A 14797-nucleotide genomic window follows, 5' to 3' on the forward strand; every position below is an offset into this window, starting at 1 on the left:
GGAACGGCTTTTTTAGGGGCATCTATTAAAGCGGCACAACATCAAAAGGTGATGTCAGCCTAAATTCGCGTTCATCACCTTGAAATGGCACAGTGCCATGCCACGCATAAGATGGAAAAAGTGCTAAGGTTCCCGCTTCGGGTTGTATAATTTTCGCAATATGCTCTCGTTCACCAAGCTGCATCGAGGTTTCACCAAACTTAATCGCACCTGCATTTTGAGGTTGCTCAACCGATGACAATTCAGGCAGGGACACATAAAACGCTGAGCTTAACCAACCTGCAGGGTGAACATGGTTAACGTGAAAGCCATTTGGCTTAAGCCTCACCGACCAAGAGCCTGCAAAGGCGAATTTAGGCGACTTACGTGATAGCAATGGATGGGTATTGTCATCTGGCAATGAATCTATATGCGCAGAAACAATATCGGTTAGCGCTTGCTTAAGACTAGCGATAACCGGGTGCTTTTTATGTAGCAAGCGCCCCGGAGTTTGGGTGCCATTTTTTAAGGTTTGCTTTAGCGGAGCCTGATCGAGTTGATGCATCGACAAGAGTACTGTTTTCAACTCTTCAAGAAATGCACCTGTCGATTGATAGCCGTTTGGTGCCACAATACGATATGGTTTGACAAATTTATCGTAATCAATCAACCAGTGATAACGCTCATCACCAACTAAGCGCCAACAGGTACTTTTATAGGCAATAAGCAATTGATGATTTGGCTCCCTCAACTCCGCCTGTGCGATGTAGTGGAGCGCTTTTTGATAATCGGCATTGACGATACAGACATTGATAAGATCCAGCGCGAGATCCATGTAAAAGTGTTTATCAATCGCTTGTTCAAGCAACGCTACCGCTTTTGCGTTATCTTCCCTTACAGCATAAATTTTTCCTTCGGTATGAAGTAGCTGGCTCGTGATTTGAACCTGTTTTGCACTGCTGATAATTTGCTCGGCTTTATCGTACTGTTTGGCTTCAAACATTGCCTCAGCGTAGGCATGACGTATCTCTATGCTTTTTGGAAAATGTTCAATCGCAAGCTTAAAGCTATGACCAAATTTATCTTTCAGGTTACGTTGCCAATAGAATTCATTAAGCGTTTGGTGAACTTCAATATCATTCGGCTTTTTGTTCAATGCGCTCCAATAAAACTGCTCTGCTTGTTCATATTTTCCTTGCTCAAATAATGTATTTGCCAGATTAAAGTCTATTTGGCTCAGTTGCGGCGCCAGCTCTCTAGCCTTATTAAAATAAGCAAAGGCATGATCATGTTGTTCTATTAATTTATAAGTGAGGCCAAGGTTATGTAAAGCATTTACATAGTTAGGGTTAATGCTCAGCACTTGTTGATATTGAGCTATTGCCTGCTCAAAGCTTTCTTGTGCTCTATAGATATCAGCCGTGACCGTCAGTATTGATGTGTTTTGGGGAGCGAGCTTCTTTGCTCGCTCAACGGCTGTTAATGCCTCAGCAAGTTTACGTTGATTAAGTAGCGCTATTGCAAGGTTTTTATGCGCATCAAGGTAATCGGCATCTATTTTTATAGCGTCTTTGTAATTTTGCTCAGCTTCATATTCATGGTGATTAGCAGCCAACAGGTTTGCATAGTTGTTAAGCACTTGCGGCTGCTTTTTGTTGAGTGCCAAACACGCGTCAAAACTTTGCTTGGACTCTTCAAATTTACCCAGCTGTTTTAGCGCAAGAGCCTGTATGTGAAAAACATCTGGTTGGTTTGGAAAATCATGCTCTAACTTCTTCGCCTCTGTAACCACAAACTCAAATTGACGGGCTTGCATGGCTCGCTGCAAGCTTTGCAATGTTTGCACTAAACGATGGGTATTCATTGATGATATAGAACTCTAACGGAAACTATGTGCTCACTTTATTGTAATGAAATCACGCTAAGTTAACAGTGTTAGCTATTGATATAAGGCAAGTTTTTAAGCGTTATTTTGCTTTAAATTCAATTAAATAAGCAATAAAAAAATGGCCAACCTAAGTTGACCATTTTCTGTTTAAGCGTTTGTCTTACAATTAACTAACGATTAGTTAAATGTGTAAGTACCGCTTAGGAAGAAGCGTGGACCGAATACGTCGTATACTTCTGGGAAAGTGTTAGCTTGTTGCTGTGAGTCACCAAGTAACTGCGGCTCTTCGTCAAGAATGTTCTTAACACCGAAGTTAACTTTAAGTGCATCGCTTACTACGTATGCAGCAGAAAGGTCTAAGTAAATCTTAGAATCTAACTCTGGTACTACTAACTCGTCAGCTGTTGCTGTACCTTCTGAGATTTGGTCATCTTCAGTTTCACCGATGTAGCGAACTAATGCAGATAGCGTTAGGTCACCAGTTGTCCAGTTAATACGAGTATTAGATTGGAACTCTGGGCGTGGTGCGCCACAAGTGTTACCGAAGTAACCATCACACTTGTTGATTTGATCTGGTAACGCAGCAATTGGAGTCTGTTCAAACTTGTCTAAGAACGTAGAGCGGAACTGAACGTTTAAGCTTGAACCGTTACCGAATAAACCAAAGTCAAATTCAGTGTTGTATGTGATGTTGAAATCGATACCTGAAGTTTCGATTAAACCAATGTTTTCGTTAAGAGACTTAACAAGTGAAACGTTACCGTCTGTACGACGTGTAATGTTTTGACATGTTACGTCATTGATGTCTTGTGCAACGTTGTAACAAACGTTAAGCGTGTTGTTAACACCAAAAGATGCAATCGCGTCTTCAATTTCGATTGAGAAGTAATCGATAGTGAAATCTAGGCCGTCCATCGGTTGAACAACAACACCCACTGTGAAGGTATCTGAAGACTCTTCTTGTAGTTCAGTGTTACCACCGAATGAACCTTCAATTTGAGAGTTAGCTTGCTCGAAGTTACCTACTAGACCAGCTGGAACACCTGTTGCTTCACAAAGTGCTACGTCAGTAACACCTGCTTGGAAACCGTCTGCAGAACAAGGATCAACCGCACCTGGGAAGCCATTAGATGCACCTAAGAATAATTCAGATACGTTTGGCGCACGAACCGCTTGTTGGTAACCGATACGAGTAGAGATCCACTCTGTTGGTGCCCAGTTAACTGCAGCTGCGAAAGACTCAACGTTACCGATGTTTGAGTAATCAGCAAAACGTGCAGCACCCCATAGGCTTAAGTCTTCAGCAAATGCTTTACCTGAAAGTACAGGAATTGAAATCTCTGTGAAGAATTCGTCAGATGAGTAGCTACCTACTGTTGCTTCACCAGCGTTGAAACCAAGTACGTCACCTGATGCTAAGAATTCATCTGGACGGAATGAAGATTCGTCTTGACGCTTCTCGTAACCAAATACTAAACCGATTGGCTCTTGAGCACCTGGAAGTGTCCAAGGAGTAGTACCAGCGACGTTAGCCATGAATACTTCTTGTGTTACGTTTGTAACGTTTGATGCACCAACGTTTACGAAATCAACAGCTTCTTGTGAGATGTTACCTTCACCGAAGATATTAATTGGTACACAGCCACCTGAAGTGTCTTGACACTCAGTACCAGCATCGTTAGTTAATACTGCTTGAATAAAGCGAGAAGCTGAAACGTCATTGTTTAATAAGTTAGTTTGGTCAAGCATTGAGCGGCTGTAGAATACATCGTATGACCAATCGTCATTAATGTAACCGTCAACACCTAGTAGAATACGGAATGCATCACGTGTATCGATTGATTGACGTGAACCGTTCTCAACCATACGACGACCAATAAATGCTTCAAAGTTACCGTCGTCATTTAGCTCACCGCTGTTCAAGAACGCTTGTTGAACTTCAGGAGAGAAGAATGCACTGTTAGGGTTAATTTCAACCGTAGTAAATGCCGGAGTTGGCGCTAGTTCTTGAGGAACTTCGTTACGAATGAAAGAAACTTCAGTGTAAATACGGTGCTCGTCAGTCACATAGAAGTGAGCGAAAGCACTTGCAGAGTAACGTTCTTGAGGAAGTTGTAAGAAGTTATCTGGTGCGTAGTTAAAGCGAGAGCTTGGCTCAACCCAAGGTAAGCCTTCGCCGTTTGGACCAAATGTACCTAATACTGTACCGTCAGCAAGTGTTGGACCACCGAAAATACGAGTACCTGGAACACCTGATGAACCACCAGCTACAAGCTCGTCACCACTTTCTGTTAATGCAACGCTTGAGAAGTCACGGTCACCTTGGAACAATGCTTCACGCTTTGAGTAACCTAAGTAAACAACTGCGTTACCGCGGTCATCAGCGAAGTTACCACCCATTGTCATATCTAGGTTGAACTTTTCTGCGTCACCTTCGTCAGTAATATCGTAAAGAGTTGAGAATTCAACGCCTTCGAAATCATCTTTCATGTTGAAGTTAACAACACCGCCTAATGCATCTGAACCGTATACCGCAGAAGCACCACCAGTGATGATTTCAACATTTTCAATTAAAGAAGCTGGGATAGTGTTTAAATCCACAACACCATCTTGACGTGCTGGAATCCAACGACGACCGTTAACCATTACTAGCGTACGTGAAGTACCTAAACCACGTAAATCAACTGTTGCCGTACCGTCACCAGGGTTGTTTGAACTAGGACCGAATGAAGGAAGAGTTGATGGTAATTCAGCTAGCTTTTGCTCAACGTTTAAGTTACCTGAAATAGCGAATTCTTGCGCGTCTACTTCGATGATTGGTGTAACAGCTGTTAATTCTTGACGCTTAATACGAGAACCAGTTACCTGAATGCGTTCTACGCCTTCTTCAGCTGCTTCTTCAGCGAATGCTACAGATGCTGGCATTGCCATTGCTGTTGTTGCCGCACCGGCCGCAATAGCAAGTCTTACAGCGCGTGTAAGCTTATTATTTTGATACATTTTTTACTCCCTGGATCACTTTCGTGATTTTAGTTTTTTGAGTGCAAGGCTATGTTGCCTTGTCAGTTTTCTGTCGGTCTAGGACCTGATCTGTCGCTTAGGATATTAAACGGATTCCATTTAAAGCGTCAACACCATTTACTACGAATGGGCAACAAATCTAACAACTAGAAACATGCAAAAACAATTTATTACATTTGATGAGTGATGGTTTTATAACCACACAAAGTTCTCAGCAAACTATTAAATGAGATATAAACAAACCGTAGATATATCGCTAAATGATATATCTTAGACCCAAAGCGATATCATAAACCCATGTTTTACATTGTTTTTTAATTAATAAAGGAAATAAGCGTTTATTGCTTTCTTAAATGTAGAGTAGGAAAAATAAGGTGCTAGAAGAAGAAAACAATATGTAAACCTAAGTTAACAATTCGGCTATTTTTACATGTTACTAAATTTGTAAAGGCTAGGTAGCTATGTCAAAAATCTTATTTCCTTATTAGTACGCCTTGCGTTCGGCTGTGTATTTTGTATTCGTTTAGCCGTTTTTTGACAGAGTTGCTAGCTTATACAACACTAGAAACCATCAAACTCAACAGCCTAAATCTTATAGAACACTCTCCAAGTGCCATTTCAATATACCAAAAATAAAAATTAGACTGGCAGAAAGCATATTGAGGTGCTTATTCAATTTATAAGACATGAATTATGCAAATTCGGTCGAAAGCGATAAAAAAAACCGTGATATACTCGCGCTTTCGCTATTTTCGAGGTTAGTTAATGGATCCAGTATTAGACATCAGCATGTGGGTAATAATATGTGCAGTCGGATTTATTGCTGGGTTTATTGATGCAATTGCTGGTGGCGGCGGAATGTTAACCGTTCCTACCCTACTCGCTTCTGGCTTACCACCACACGTTGCACTCGGAACCAACAAATTAGCTTCAAGCTTTGGTACTTTAACCGCTTCTTTTACCTTCTATCGTAAAAAGTTATTTAATCCCAGCTTTTGGCGATACGCGCTAACGTTTACCGCGATTGGAGCAGTTGGGGGAACACTTGTTGTCAGCCATATTTCAACCGAATGGTTAGAGCGAGGCCTACCCATATTGATTATGGCAACTGCCATCTACACGCTCATAGCTAAGAATGTTTGTAACGATCAGATGGGACTGCCTAAATCTTCAAAGCAAGTTCAACGAAAACAAATGTGCCAAGGTACACTGCTCGGCTTTTATGATGGTGTTGCCGGTCCTGGCACCGGGGCGTTTTGGATGGCATCAAGCTCTGCTTTATATAAGATGAACTTATTATTCAGCTCTGGCCTTTCAAGATCGTGTAACTTTGTTAGTAATATTTGCTCATTAGCAACATTTGTCTACTTAGGACATGTCAATGTCTTGCTCGGTATATCCATGGGCTTATTTCTAATGCTTGGTGCATGGGTAGGCGCACATTCTGCTATTCGATTTGGCAGTCGATTTATTCGACCGGTATTTATTTTTGTGGTGTGTATTATTTCCCTTAATCTTGCGTGGCAAGCTTGGTTTAACGGCTAACACAACTTAGATATTGAAGTGACAGCGATGTTGAGAAGCCTAATTCAAAGTTAATCACTAAAATTAAGCACTTTTGATGAATTAAATTAGCCCCATAAAAAATGCCAGCGTCGTATGCTGGCATTTTTGTTTCACTTGCTTATCAAGTTAACTAAACGCTTATAGCGAGATATTGATACCCGCGTAGGCTCTGCGACCTACTAGATCATAAAGTGCATTCGTTATATAACCCGGTGCTAACTTATCAGTTAGGTTTCGAATACCCGCATTGACTGCAATGGTATCAGACACTTGGTAGCTGAAACCTAAGTCGTGAGTAATAATAGTGCCAACAAATGCTGGTGATGTATCTTCTGGTGTGTCACCCGTTGGTGAGATATCCAATGTAAAGCTTCGATCAATCATGCGAGATGACCAACTGACGGTTAAATCATCTAACTGGTAATCAGCGCCAAAACGCACTTGCCACTCAGGGTCACCCACTTCACCATCTTCCACGTTGATTTCATCTGGACGATCTTGGAATTCAAACTCTTCTAGCTCTAGTAACTTGTTTACCAATAGGTTCATTGTTACTTCACCTGGCAGATTGACGGCGCCAAGTCCCATCACGTATCGAGCTTGTGCTTCAATACCTTTAGTGTTCAATGCTGCGGCATTCAAATAGCCAGAGCGTACCAATGAAATATTATTGGTCACTGGGTCACGGTCTACCTGACTACAGAAGCCTTGATCTAGACCACCAGTGGCATCAACACAGTTATCAACAACATTTTGTGCTGAAACGAAAGTTATCGCATCAGTAATTTCAATGTCGTAGTAATCTAGGGTTAAAGAGAAATCTTCGATATATGATGGTGTCCATACGGCACCAATAGTCAGAGATTCAGACTCTTCAGATTCAAGGTTAGCATTACCGCCCGACAGCAAATCTACAGATACGTTATCATTCGCTTCAAAACCTGATGGAATTCCAAGTGCAGCACAGTTCGCAATGCGATCTTCGTCATCAGTAATATTGTCAACGTCACAAGGGTCGTTTACGTTAGCAAAACCCGGTGATAATGGATCGAACGCTTCTGTGATATTCGGTGCACGAACCGCTTCACCTAACGTACCACGAATACGCAAATCTTCGAATGGCGCATACATTAACCCAACTTTCCAAGCTTCTGCAGTTCCCGCATGCGAGTAATCTGCGCTGCGAAATGCACCGTCAAGTGTTAACTCGTGGGCAAATGCAACACCCGATAATAGTGGTAGGCTAACTTCAATAAAAAACTCGCTAACATCATACTCACCGTAAGAATCAGGCGTTGCGGCGCTCGTTAAGAATCCGCCTTTAGTTAGTTCATCAGTTGTTGAACCTGATGTTTCCTCACGATATTCAAAACCAGTCGCAATGCCAACAGGACCACCTTGAAGCTCGAAAAACTCGCTCGAATCAAATACCAATGTACCGCCGATAAATTCCTGCGTTATTTCATCCTTGCGCGTTACATCAGCGGAAACAAAATCTCTTGCTGCTTGCGAGCTGCTTTGGCCAAACGGATTGAACGCAACACATTCTGCAGGATTGATTTGTGCAGGGTCTTCATAACCTTCACCTTGTGCACTCGCTAACTGACTGCGACATACCGCTTCACCTGTTGCTGGATCAATGACTGAGTCAACAGCGGCCGCAAAGTTGCTCGGAATAAGATCGTTAAGCGTGTTACGGGTATTGGTAGTTTTACCGTAAACGTAGTAAAGCTCCCAATCAAAATCGGTTTCGCTTAATGTAAATGCGCCATTAAAACCTGCGGTGTAACGGAATAACTCACGGCGGTTGTCTGCTGAGCGGTTACCCAACTCATCAAAGAATTTCGCCATAGAAACTGTATTTTGGCCAGCATCCAGCAGTGTTTGACGAAGTGTTGGGGCTAAAAAGGCATTGTCTTCTACATTAATGCTGATATTACCAAAACGGAATGATGGCTGGAATTGCTGCTTAATGTCTGAGCGCACAAACTTAACATCACCATTGAAAGTAATGTTATCTGTGATGTCGTAAGTTAATGTTGAGCTAAGGTTAACCTTCTCTACTTCTGGCGAGTAATTCTCGTAGTTCTCTGGTGAAAAGCAGTAGTCACAGCCATCGGGGAAATTACCGAACGCAAAGCTGCTGGTATTTTCACGTTCAACTTGTCTTAATGGGTTGCCTGCATCGTCAAACACCCATAGCCCTGCTGCACCACCAAATGGGTTAATCACGCCATTAGCATGGATCAACTCAGACATGACATTGGTAACACGTAAACGGTCAGCAATACCATCATCTTCGCCAGTGTTAAGTGGGTTGATGACGGTTCCCCAATTGTCGTACTGGCGAATATCGGTTGCCAACACTTCACCAATGCGATCATAACTAGCAAAAAACGTTACGTTACCATCCTCTAAATCAGTACCTGATAGAATACTAATCGTGTGATTTCGAGAATTAACACCTTCGGTAGACTTAGCACCTGTAACATTAAAATCAAACCCATCGTAGTCTTTTTTCAAGATAACGTTAATGACACCAGAAACGGCATCAGAGCCATAAATAGCAGAAGCACCACCGGTTATTACTTCAACTCGCTCAATCAGCCCGGCTGGAATTGTTGATAAATCAACAGTCGCTTCTCCTGGGTTACCAGCAACATGACGCTTACCATTGACAAGCACTAAGGTACGTGAAGCACCTAAACTACGTAAATCCGCAGAACTGGTACCTGCAACAGCATTGTCACCGTTATTACCAATTAATGAATCACTTGCGCCAATAGCTGGCAACTCACTTAAAATACTACCTAAATCTGGCGTACCAAATTTTTGAATATCTCTTGCTTCCAAGGTTACGACTGGTGTCGGCTGAGATAGTTCTGAACGCGCGATACGAGATCCTGTTACTTGGATCACTTCTTCATTTTCATTCGCCTGCACGTTTTGTGCGTTGGCAGCGATTGTGGTTACTGATGACACACCAAAAACCACAGCTAAGCGAACAGCTTTAGCTATTTTAGTGTTGTTAAACATATTTTATCCCATGTACAGCGCATATTTATGCACCGTTAAATTAGTGTTTTATCTTTTTGAAGTTACCAACGAATATCTGCTGATATAGCAGCTTGGGCTCATTGGGGCGGGCAATTATTCACAAAATCACACGGGCTTCAAGAGGGCTTAATTAAGTGAGTTTTTATTCACATACCGTGAGTATGCATTTTGTGGGAGCAAGTCGTTTTTTTATCGGAAAAAGCGCCTAAAACAAAATAAATGAGGGCGATTACCTAAAAATCAGCCCGAAAAAAAGTATGTAACTTTTTGATCGATTTTAGTTAAAAACTGACCAAATGGTTAATTCGCTATTAAATCGTTGAATTGTATTCATCAATATTGATTAATATTTGCCGTAGCCCAAACCTTGGTGGTTTATCAAATGCAACGCTTGCTGGCACATCAAGTACGCTGATAAAACGTAATTTTGTGCCAGAGCGGAGCCAAATTGGTTAGCATTTTAACGCAACTCAAGTTAGGCTTACGGTTAAACAGAATAATTATACCAATTTCAATAAGTACTTGATAATTCTGGCTGGTTAAAACGCTCATAAACAGCGTTGTTATTTTTGAAATTAGAAAAACTAGTTACCAAAAAATAACGCCTTGCTTATGAACCTTTTTCCAGCGCCATAATTGATCAATTTCTTAATTCAATTGGTACTAGAAAAACCAGAGGAATAGCATGAAAATTTCTGACGATATTCATAATTACTATGAAAACCTAGTCGTAGAGCAGTTCAAAGAACTAAAGCTTGATGATAAGTATGACAGTGATTTTATGGCCGACTTAACTTGTATAGTGCTAAATCAATTGCCAACACGTTACATTCGCCACGAAGTTGATATGGCGTTTTATTTGCCTGCATCAGAGCGCTTTGAAATGGAAAGCAAAGTAAAAGTTGCTGTGCAAAAAGGTTTAGAGTTTATGAAGGTGCATCACTAATTCACCTTAACCTAGCGATCGCTTTCGATCAGCAAATGCTCTAGTAACTGTTGCACTTGCTGATCAGCATCAACAAACGCAATCCCAACATTAATCTTACCTTGCTGATAACGGCTGTTACACACCTTCGCGGGAATATGCAAGCTCGCTTCTTCAGATAAAGCAATCACCACTACGATATCGGTTTTATTAACACTCAGCTTACTGTTATTTGATTTAAATGAAAAACCACACCCTTTTGCAGATACATCGTTAATGACACCGCTAATTCGCGCTTGTCCTTCTCCTTTTTCTTTGCTGGCATAAATCGCCGCGGGTAAATGGGTTACGTAGCGTTGATGATTGCGCAGCTCTCGGTTTTCTATACTTGCTGGAAAATCGATAAAGATCATAATGTAAGGGTGCTTACTTACCGACCGAATTGTTGACTTAAACGCACAACATTGCCCTTGGCTACCCTCAACAATATAACGCACAATCACCATATTACCTGCTACTAGGACATCTTGATAACTGCTCAGTTTCGAAGGCTCTGGGTGCTTTATAATGATGTATTGCCCAACCGAATAACCAACGAGAGAAGTTTTCAGGCGAAGCCCTACAGGGTGCGTAAATTGTAAGTCTAACTGCTTGCCAGGTAATAGCTCAAAATACTGCTGAGTTGAAAGTGCTAAATTTTCCATATCGTCCATGATTAAAAGAACTCTAATCCGACTATAAAAATTTATCGTCTAAATAACAAGCACTTGGTCGTAAGTAAAACAGTGGATTTAGCGTGCAATATGAATAAAACTAACTTTATCGGTTTGAATAAACGCTGGAAAAGTAAAATAAAGAATGCGAAGAAAAGAAAGAATTGGGTGGTCACCCAATCAGCCACACTCCGGCACATGAGTCGTCTGCTACGGTTGCTCCCTTCCGGGCCTGGCCGGGTTAACAGAGTATCATTGCGAAGGGACCGAAAGGGTCACCATAAAACTGTTTTCAAAGCAATTTAAGGGCAAACGCTTATCTAACAACGGCGCGAATTATCGCTAATGCAAAATTCAGTTGCAAGTATTAGTTAGCAATATCGTACCGTCTGCGGCTTTTTTAACCAAACTAATCACTAAGCGCCCTAATGTTGCTTTATTGCTCAGCTAGTGCTTTACTGCTCGGCTTGGGCGCGAGCTAAGGCGTCGCTAAATTCAAGTAGGAATGATTTAATCACTAGCAAATTGTCTTTACCTACTCGCAATAAAAGCTTATCCGCTTCAGGTAATTGCTCTAAGTCTTGCTCAGCATATTTGTACATTACGCTCGGTCTAACTAAAACGACATCATTGTTAGGAAACTCCATATCCAACACTCTTACCAAGGCATCTTGGAGTACTTCGGTAAAATCTTGATCTTCATAGCCTAATTCACCATAAGCTTGATCTATCAATGGCTTCAACTCAAAGTACCACGTTGCCAGTTGCTCAGGTTCAAATGAGCGCAGTAAATCAACATATAACTTGAATCGTGCCGACTGAACATCATTCCAAAGCCATTGCTGCTTCGCCATGGCATTTACGCCTCGGTTATCTAGGTTATCTAGGTTATCTACAGAATTTGGGGTGGTATCAGCTGGCTGTGTGTCAGCGTTTAATTCTGTCGCAGAAAACTTAGTTTGCGGCTGGGTAAGTGGGCTGTATTCGTATGAAACTAGGCCTTGTGCAAAGTTGTCAGTAAACACCACAAGACGACGTACCATGTCGTCATCAATAACTAATCTTAGTAGCTCTTTACGCCAAGTTAATTCAGAAAGCTTTTGCTTCACCCAACTGTCACTATTATCCAGCAATGGCAATTCAACTTTAGGTGCTTCTTCAACAACTGGTTCTTCAATAATTTGAGGTAGTTCGACTACTGGCTCGGGGACTACTTCAACGACTTCTTCAATCACCTCTTCGACTTCTGGCTCTACAACTAATTCTGGCTGCGGTACAACAACCGGTTCAGTCGGCGCAGGCACTGTTTTCTCGCCTGAAAAATAAAGGTAACTAGCCGCACCAAGAGCGACGATAACAGCCAATAAGATGGCCAAACTATTGGATTTACTTTCTGGTTTTTCTGAGGTTTCTGATGATAACGGCTGAGATTCTGTCATAAATAAAATTCATTCTACTTTGGTGAATTAACTTAATACTAAGTTTAGTCAAAGTACTAGCAAGGCATTACTAAGCTAGCTTTACATACTCGTCTTTTTAGACCAGTAAATACGCAAAAGTTTAACAAATACACGAAAAAAAAGAGTAGCTTAGCGTTCACTTTTAGTAACCAGATGTAACGTTATATTGGCTATTTACATTAGTCACTCAAAGTTAAACAAAGCTTATATTTTCACGGTTTTCTTGTTGATATCGTATTCACGCAGCTTATTGGCTATCGCGGTGTGGCTCAAACCAAGTTTCTTCGCCAGTTGACGAGAGCTTGGATAAGCTGGGTACAATTTGCGCAAGATATCTGCTTCATACTGTTTTACCGCTTGATCTAAGGTACCTTCAAACTCTTGTTCTAGATAACCGTGTTCACGCGTATAAGAAGGCAGTTGTAAATGTTCCGTTTCTAACACATTGCCTTCCAATAGTGAAACAGCCCGAATCAAAACATTTTCTAATTGCCTAACATTGCCTGGCCATGGGTAATGTTCAATAAAATCACGACAATCTTCACTCATTTTTAGGTTGTACTTACCCGTCATTTGCGCGGTTTTATTAATAAAGTGCTCGGCCAGCGGCAAAATGTCTGCTCGGCGATCGCGCAGTGATGGTACGTTTAAACCTAGCACGTTGAGTCGATAATAGAGATCTTCGCGAAACTCACCCTGTGCAACTAAGCTAAGTAAATCTTTGTTCGTCGAGCTAATAAAGCGAACATTAACCTTAATCTCTTGTTCATCATCGACTCGTCTAAAACTGCCATCTTCGATAACGCGAAGTAACTTAATTTGTAGTTTAGGTGACATTTCCCCCACTTCATCGAGGAAAATAGTACCGCCGTCGGCAGTTTCAAATAACCCTTTTTTGTGTGTGTTGCCAGCTTGAGCACCACAGCCAAAAAGTTCTGTTTCTGCAACATCGTCCGGCAGCGAAGCACAATTTAATGCCATAAACGGGCTTTCTGCTCTATCACTTGCGATATGACAGGCTTTGGCAATCAACTCTTTACCAACACCGGTTTCACCAACAATCAACATGGATGAATCCAGCAAAGACATTCGTTTGGCTTCTCGTACCACTTTGCGCATGGCACTACTTGATGCTTGAATGCCAACAAAGTTGCCATCATTTTGCTGTTTGAAAACGCTAATTTGCTGACCTAAGCGGGCTTCTGATTTCAAAATAAATACCGCGCCAGCCATCACGGGTTGACCTTGCTCGTCAAACACACTAATCGGCAAGATGTCCGCCACAAAATCATCTTCTTTAAATTTAATGCGTTGAGTTTGGGCAAGTACATCGCCAGATTCTAACCAGCGTGTGATGTTGAACCCTTTGATCCATTGACTAGCAGGTTCGCCAATTATTGATTTGAGGTCTTCACCAATAATCGACAGTGCCACTTCGTTAACACCACGAATATTGCCACGTGTATCAATCGAAATAAAAGGATCGGGGAAAGTACGAATTAAGGTCGCAAGTTCATTGCGTTCGCGCTCTGAAGGCATAAATGGCGTGGTTTTAACATCCTTCACACCTTCAAGCAATCGCAATTGCGGCATAAAGGTTTGCAACTCAGAAAAGTCTAAGTCTGGAATATGAACAAAAATGTGGCCGGTTTCTGTAACGGCATCAATACCCTTAATATTGATTTTGTGCTCAACAAATACACCCAATACCTGCTGTGCAACACCTACGCGATCTTCACATACGATCTCTAAACGCATAAAAAAGCCTCAATCACAAAGATGAGGCCATTGTAAACTAATTTGTACAATAATAAAGTACAAAGTTAACGTAAACGTTAATTGCTCAGCAGTAAATCGGTTTTAGCAGCGCAAATAAAATCATTTTTATGCAACCCCTTAATAGAATGACTCCACCAAGTTACGGTAACTTTTCCCCACTCAAGCAAAATGGCTGGGTGATGAAATTCTTGCTCAGCCAGTTCAGATACCTTATTTGCGAAAGCCCAAGCAAGTTTATAATTCTTAAATTTATATTCACGCTCTAACATCATGATACCGTCACGCACCTGTGGAACCCAGTCAGGGATCTCTTTGATGAGCACTGCGAGTTCTTCTTCACTCACTTTGGGGGCATCAACATGGCAGGCTTCACACTGCTGTTTCGAAAGTGTTGTTGTCATTATTGTTC

The 14797-nt window shown here is 41.5% G+C and carries 9 protein-coding genes and 1 other RNA gene; 2 read left to right on the forward strand and 8 right to left on the reverse strand.

Annotated features, from left to right (window positions below; genetic code table 11):
* Positions 1–25 precede the first annotated feature (25 nt).
* Both ACSLUR_RS11495 and ACSLUR_RS11500 read right to left on the reverse strand, forming a co-directional pair.
* Entirely contained in the window at positions 26–1843 is a 1818-nt protein-coding gene (locus tag ACSLUR_RS11495) for a tetratricopeptide repeat protein (protein WP_448554668.1), read from the reverse strand.
* 201 nt (positions 1844–2044) lie between these two features.
* On the reverse strand, positions 2045–4867 hold the full coding sequence (locus ACSLUR_RS11500; protein ID WP_448554670.1) for a TonB-dependent receptor domain-containing protein: 2823 nt from the start codon (positions 4865–4867) through the stop codon (positions 2045–2047).
* 786 nt (positions 4868–5653) lie between these two features.
* Here ACSLUR_RS11500 and ACSLUR_RS11505 point away from each other — a divergent pair.
* Positions 5654–6433, forward strand: coding sequence for a sulfite exporter TauE/SafE family protein (locus ACSLUR_RS11505; RefSeq protein ID WP_448554672.1), 780 nt, complete (start codon positions 5654–5656; stop codon positions 6431–6433).
* Between the two features lie 159 nt (positions 6434–6592).
* Here the strand turns inward: ACSLUR_RS11505 and ACSLUR_RS11510 are convergent, their stop codons facing one another.
* Positions 6593–9490 carry a TonB-dependent receptor domain-containing protein gene (locus tag ACSLUR_RS11510; RefSeq protein ID WP_448554674.1) on the reverse strand — a complete coding sequence of 966 codons (2898 nt, stop codon included), beginning with the start codon at positions 9488–9490 and terminating at the stop codon, positions 6593–6595.
* Between the two features lie 706 nt (positions 9491–10196).
* Here ACSLUR_RS11510 and ACSLUR_RS11515 point away from each other — a divergent pair.
* A complete protein-coding gene (locus tag ACSLUR_RS11515; protein WP_116000835.1) occupies positions 10197–10457 on the forward strand; it encodes a late competence development ComFB family protein in 261 nt (86 codons plus the stop codon).
* Between the two features lie 11 nt (positions 10458–10468).
* On the opposite strand, the gene ACSLUR_RS11520 is transcribed toward ACSLUR_RS11515, so the two are convergent.
* From ACSLUR_RS11520 to ACSLUR_RS11540, 5 genes are all read right to left on the reverse strand, one after another.
* Positions 10469–11140, reverse strand: a complete 672-nt coding sequence (locus tag ACSLUR_RS11520) for a flagellar brake protein (RefSeq protein ID WP_448554676.1) — start codon at positions 11138–11140, stop codon at positions 10469–10471.
* 184 nt (positions 11141–11324) lie between these two features.
* Positions 11325–11421, reverse strand: an RNA gene (gene ffs / locus ACSLUR_RS11525) — signal recognition particle sRNA small type.
* A gap of 183 nt (positions 11422–11604) precedes the next feature.
* Positions 11605–12588 (reverse strand): DUF3014 domain-containing protein, encoded by a 984-nt coding sequence (locus ACSLUR_RS11530; RefSeq protein WP_448554678.1) that lies wholly within the window; start codon positions 12586–12588, stop codon positions 11605–11607.
* Between the two features lie 225 nt (positions 12589–12813).
* The gene (gene tyrR, locus ACSLUR_RS11535) at positions 12814–14367 is read right to left on the reverse strand and encodes a transcriptional regulator TyrR (RefSeq protein WP_448554680.1); all 1554 of its coding nucleotides are present in this window, start codon (positions 14365–14367) and stop codon (positions 12814–12816) included.
* 77 nt (positions 14368–14444) lie between these two features.
* Complete coding sequence (locus ACSLUR_RS11540; protein WP_116000838.1) at positions 14445–14789, reverse strand: 4a-hydroxytetrahydrobiopterin dehydratase; 345 nt, start codon at positions 14787–14789, stop codon at positions 14445–14447.
* Between the last annotated feature and the right edge of the window lie 8 nt (positions 14790–14797).

This window comes from Thalassotalea montiporae (assembly GCF_053485855.1).

Excerpts from the sequence above, each read along its gene's own strand:
- ACSLUR_RS11495 (WP_448554668.1), bottom strand. The coding sequence starts at position 1,843 with ATGAATACCCATCGTTTAGTGCAAACATTGCAAAGCTTGCAGCGAGCC.
- ACSLUR_RS11500 (WP_448554670.1), bottom strand. The coding sequence starts at position 4,867 with ATGTATCAAAATAATAAGCTTACACGCGCTGTAAGACTTGCTATTGCG.
- ACSLUR_RS11505 (WP_448554672.1), top strand. The coding sequence starts at position 5,654 with ATGGATCCAGTATTAGACATCAGCATGTGGGTAATAATATGTGCAGTC.
- ACSLUR_RS11510 (WP_448554674.1), bottom strand. The coding sequence starts at position 9,490 with ATGTTTAACAACACTAAAATAGCTAAAGCTGTTCGCTTAGCTGTGGTT.
- ACSLUR_RS11515 (WP_116000835.1), top strand. The coding sequence starts at position 10,197 with ATGAAAATTTCTGACGATATTCATAATTACTATGAAAACCTAGTCGTA.
- ACSLUR_RS11520 (WP_448554676.1), bottom strand. The coding sequence starts at position 11,140 with ATGGAAAATTTAGCACTTTCAACTCAGCAGTATTTTGAGCTATTACCT.
- ACSLUR_RS11530 (WP_448554678.1), bottom strand. The coding sequence starts at position 12,588 with ATGACAGAATCTCAGCCGTTATCATCAGAAACCTCAGAAAAACCAGAA.
- tyrR (WP_448554680.1), bottom strand. The coding sequence starts at position 14,367 with ATGCGTTTAGAGATCGTATGTGAAGATCGCGTAGGTGTTGCACAGCAG.
- ACSLUR_RS11540 (WP_116000838.1), bottom strand. The coding sequence starts at position 14,789 with ATGACAACAACACTTTCGAAACAGCAGTGTGAAGCCTGCCATGTTGAT.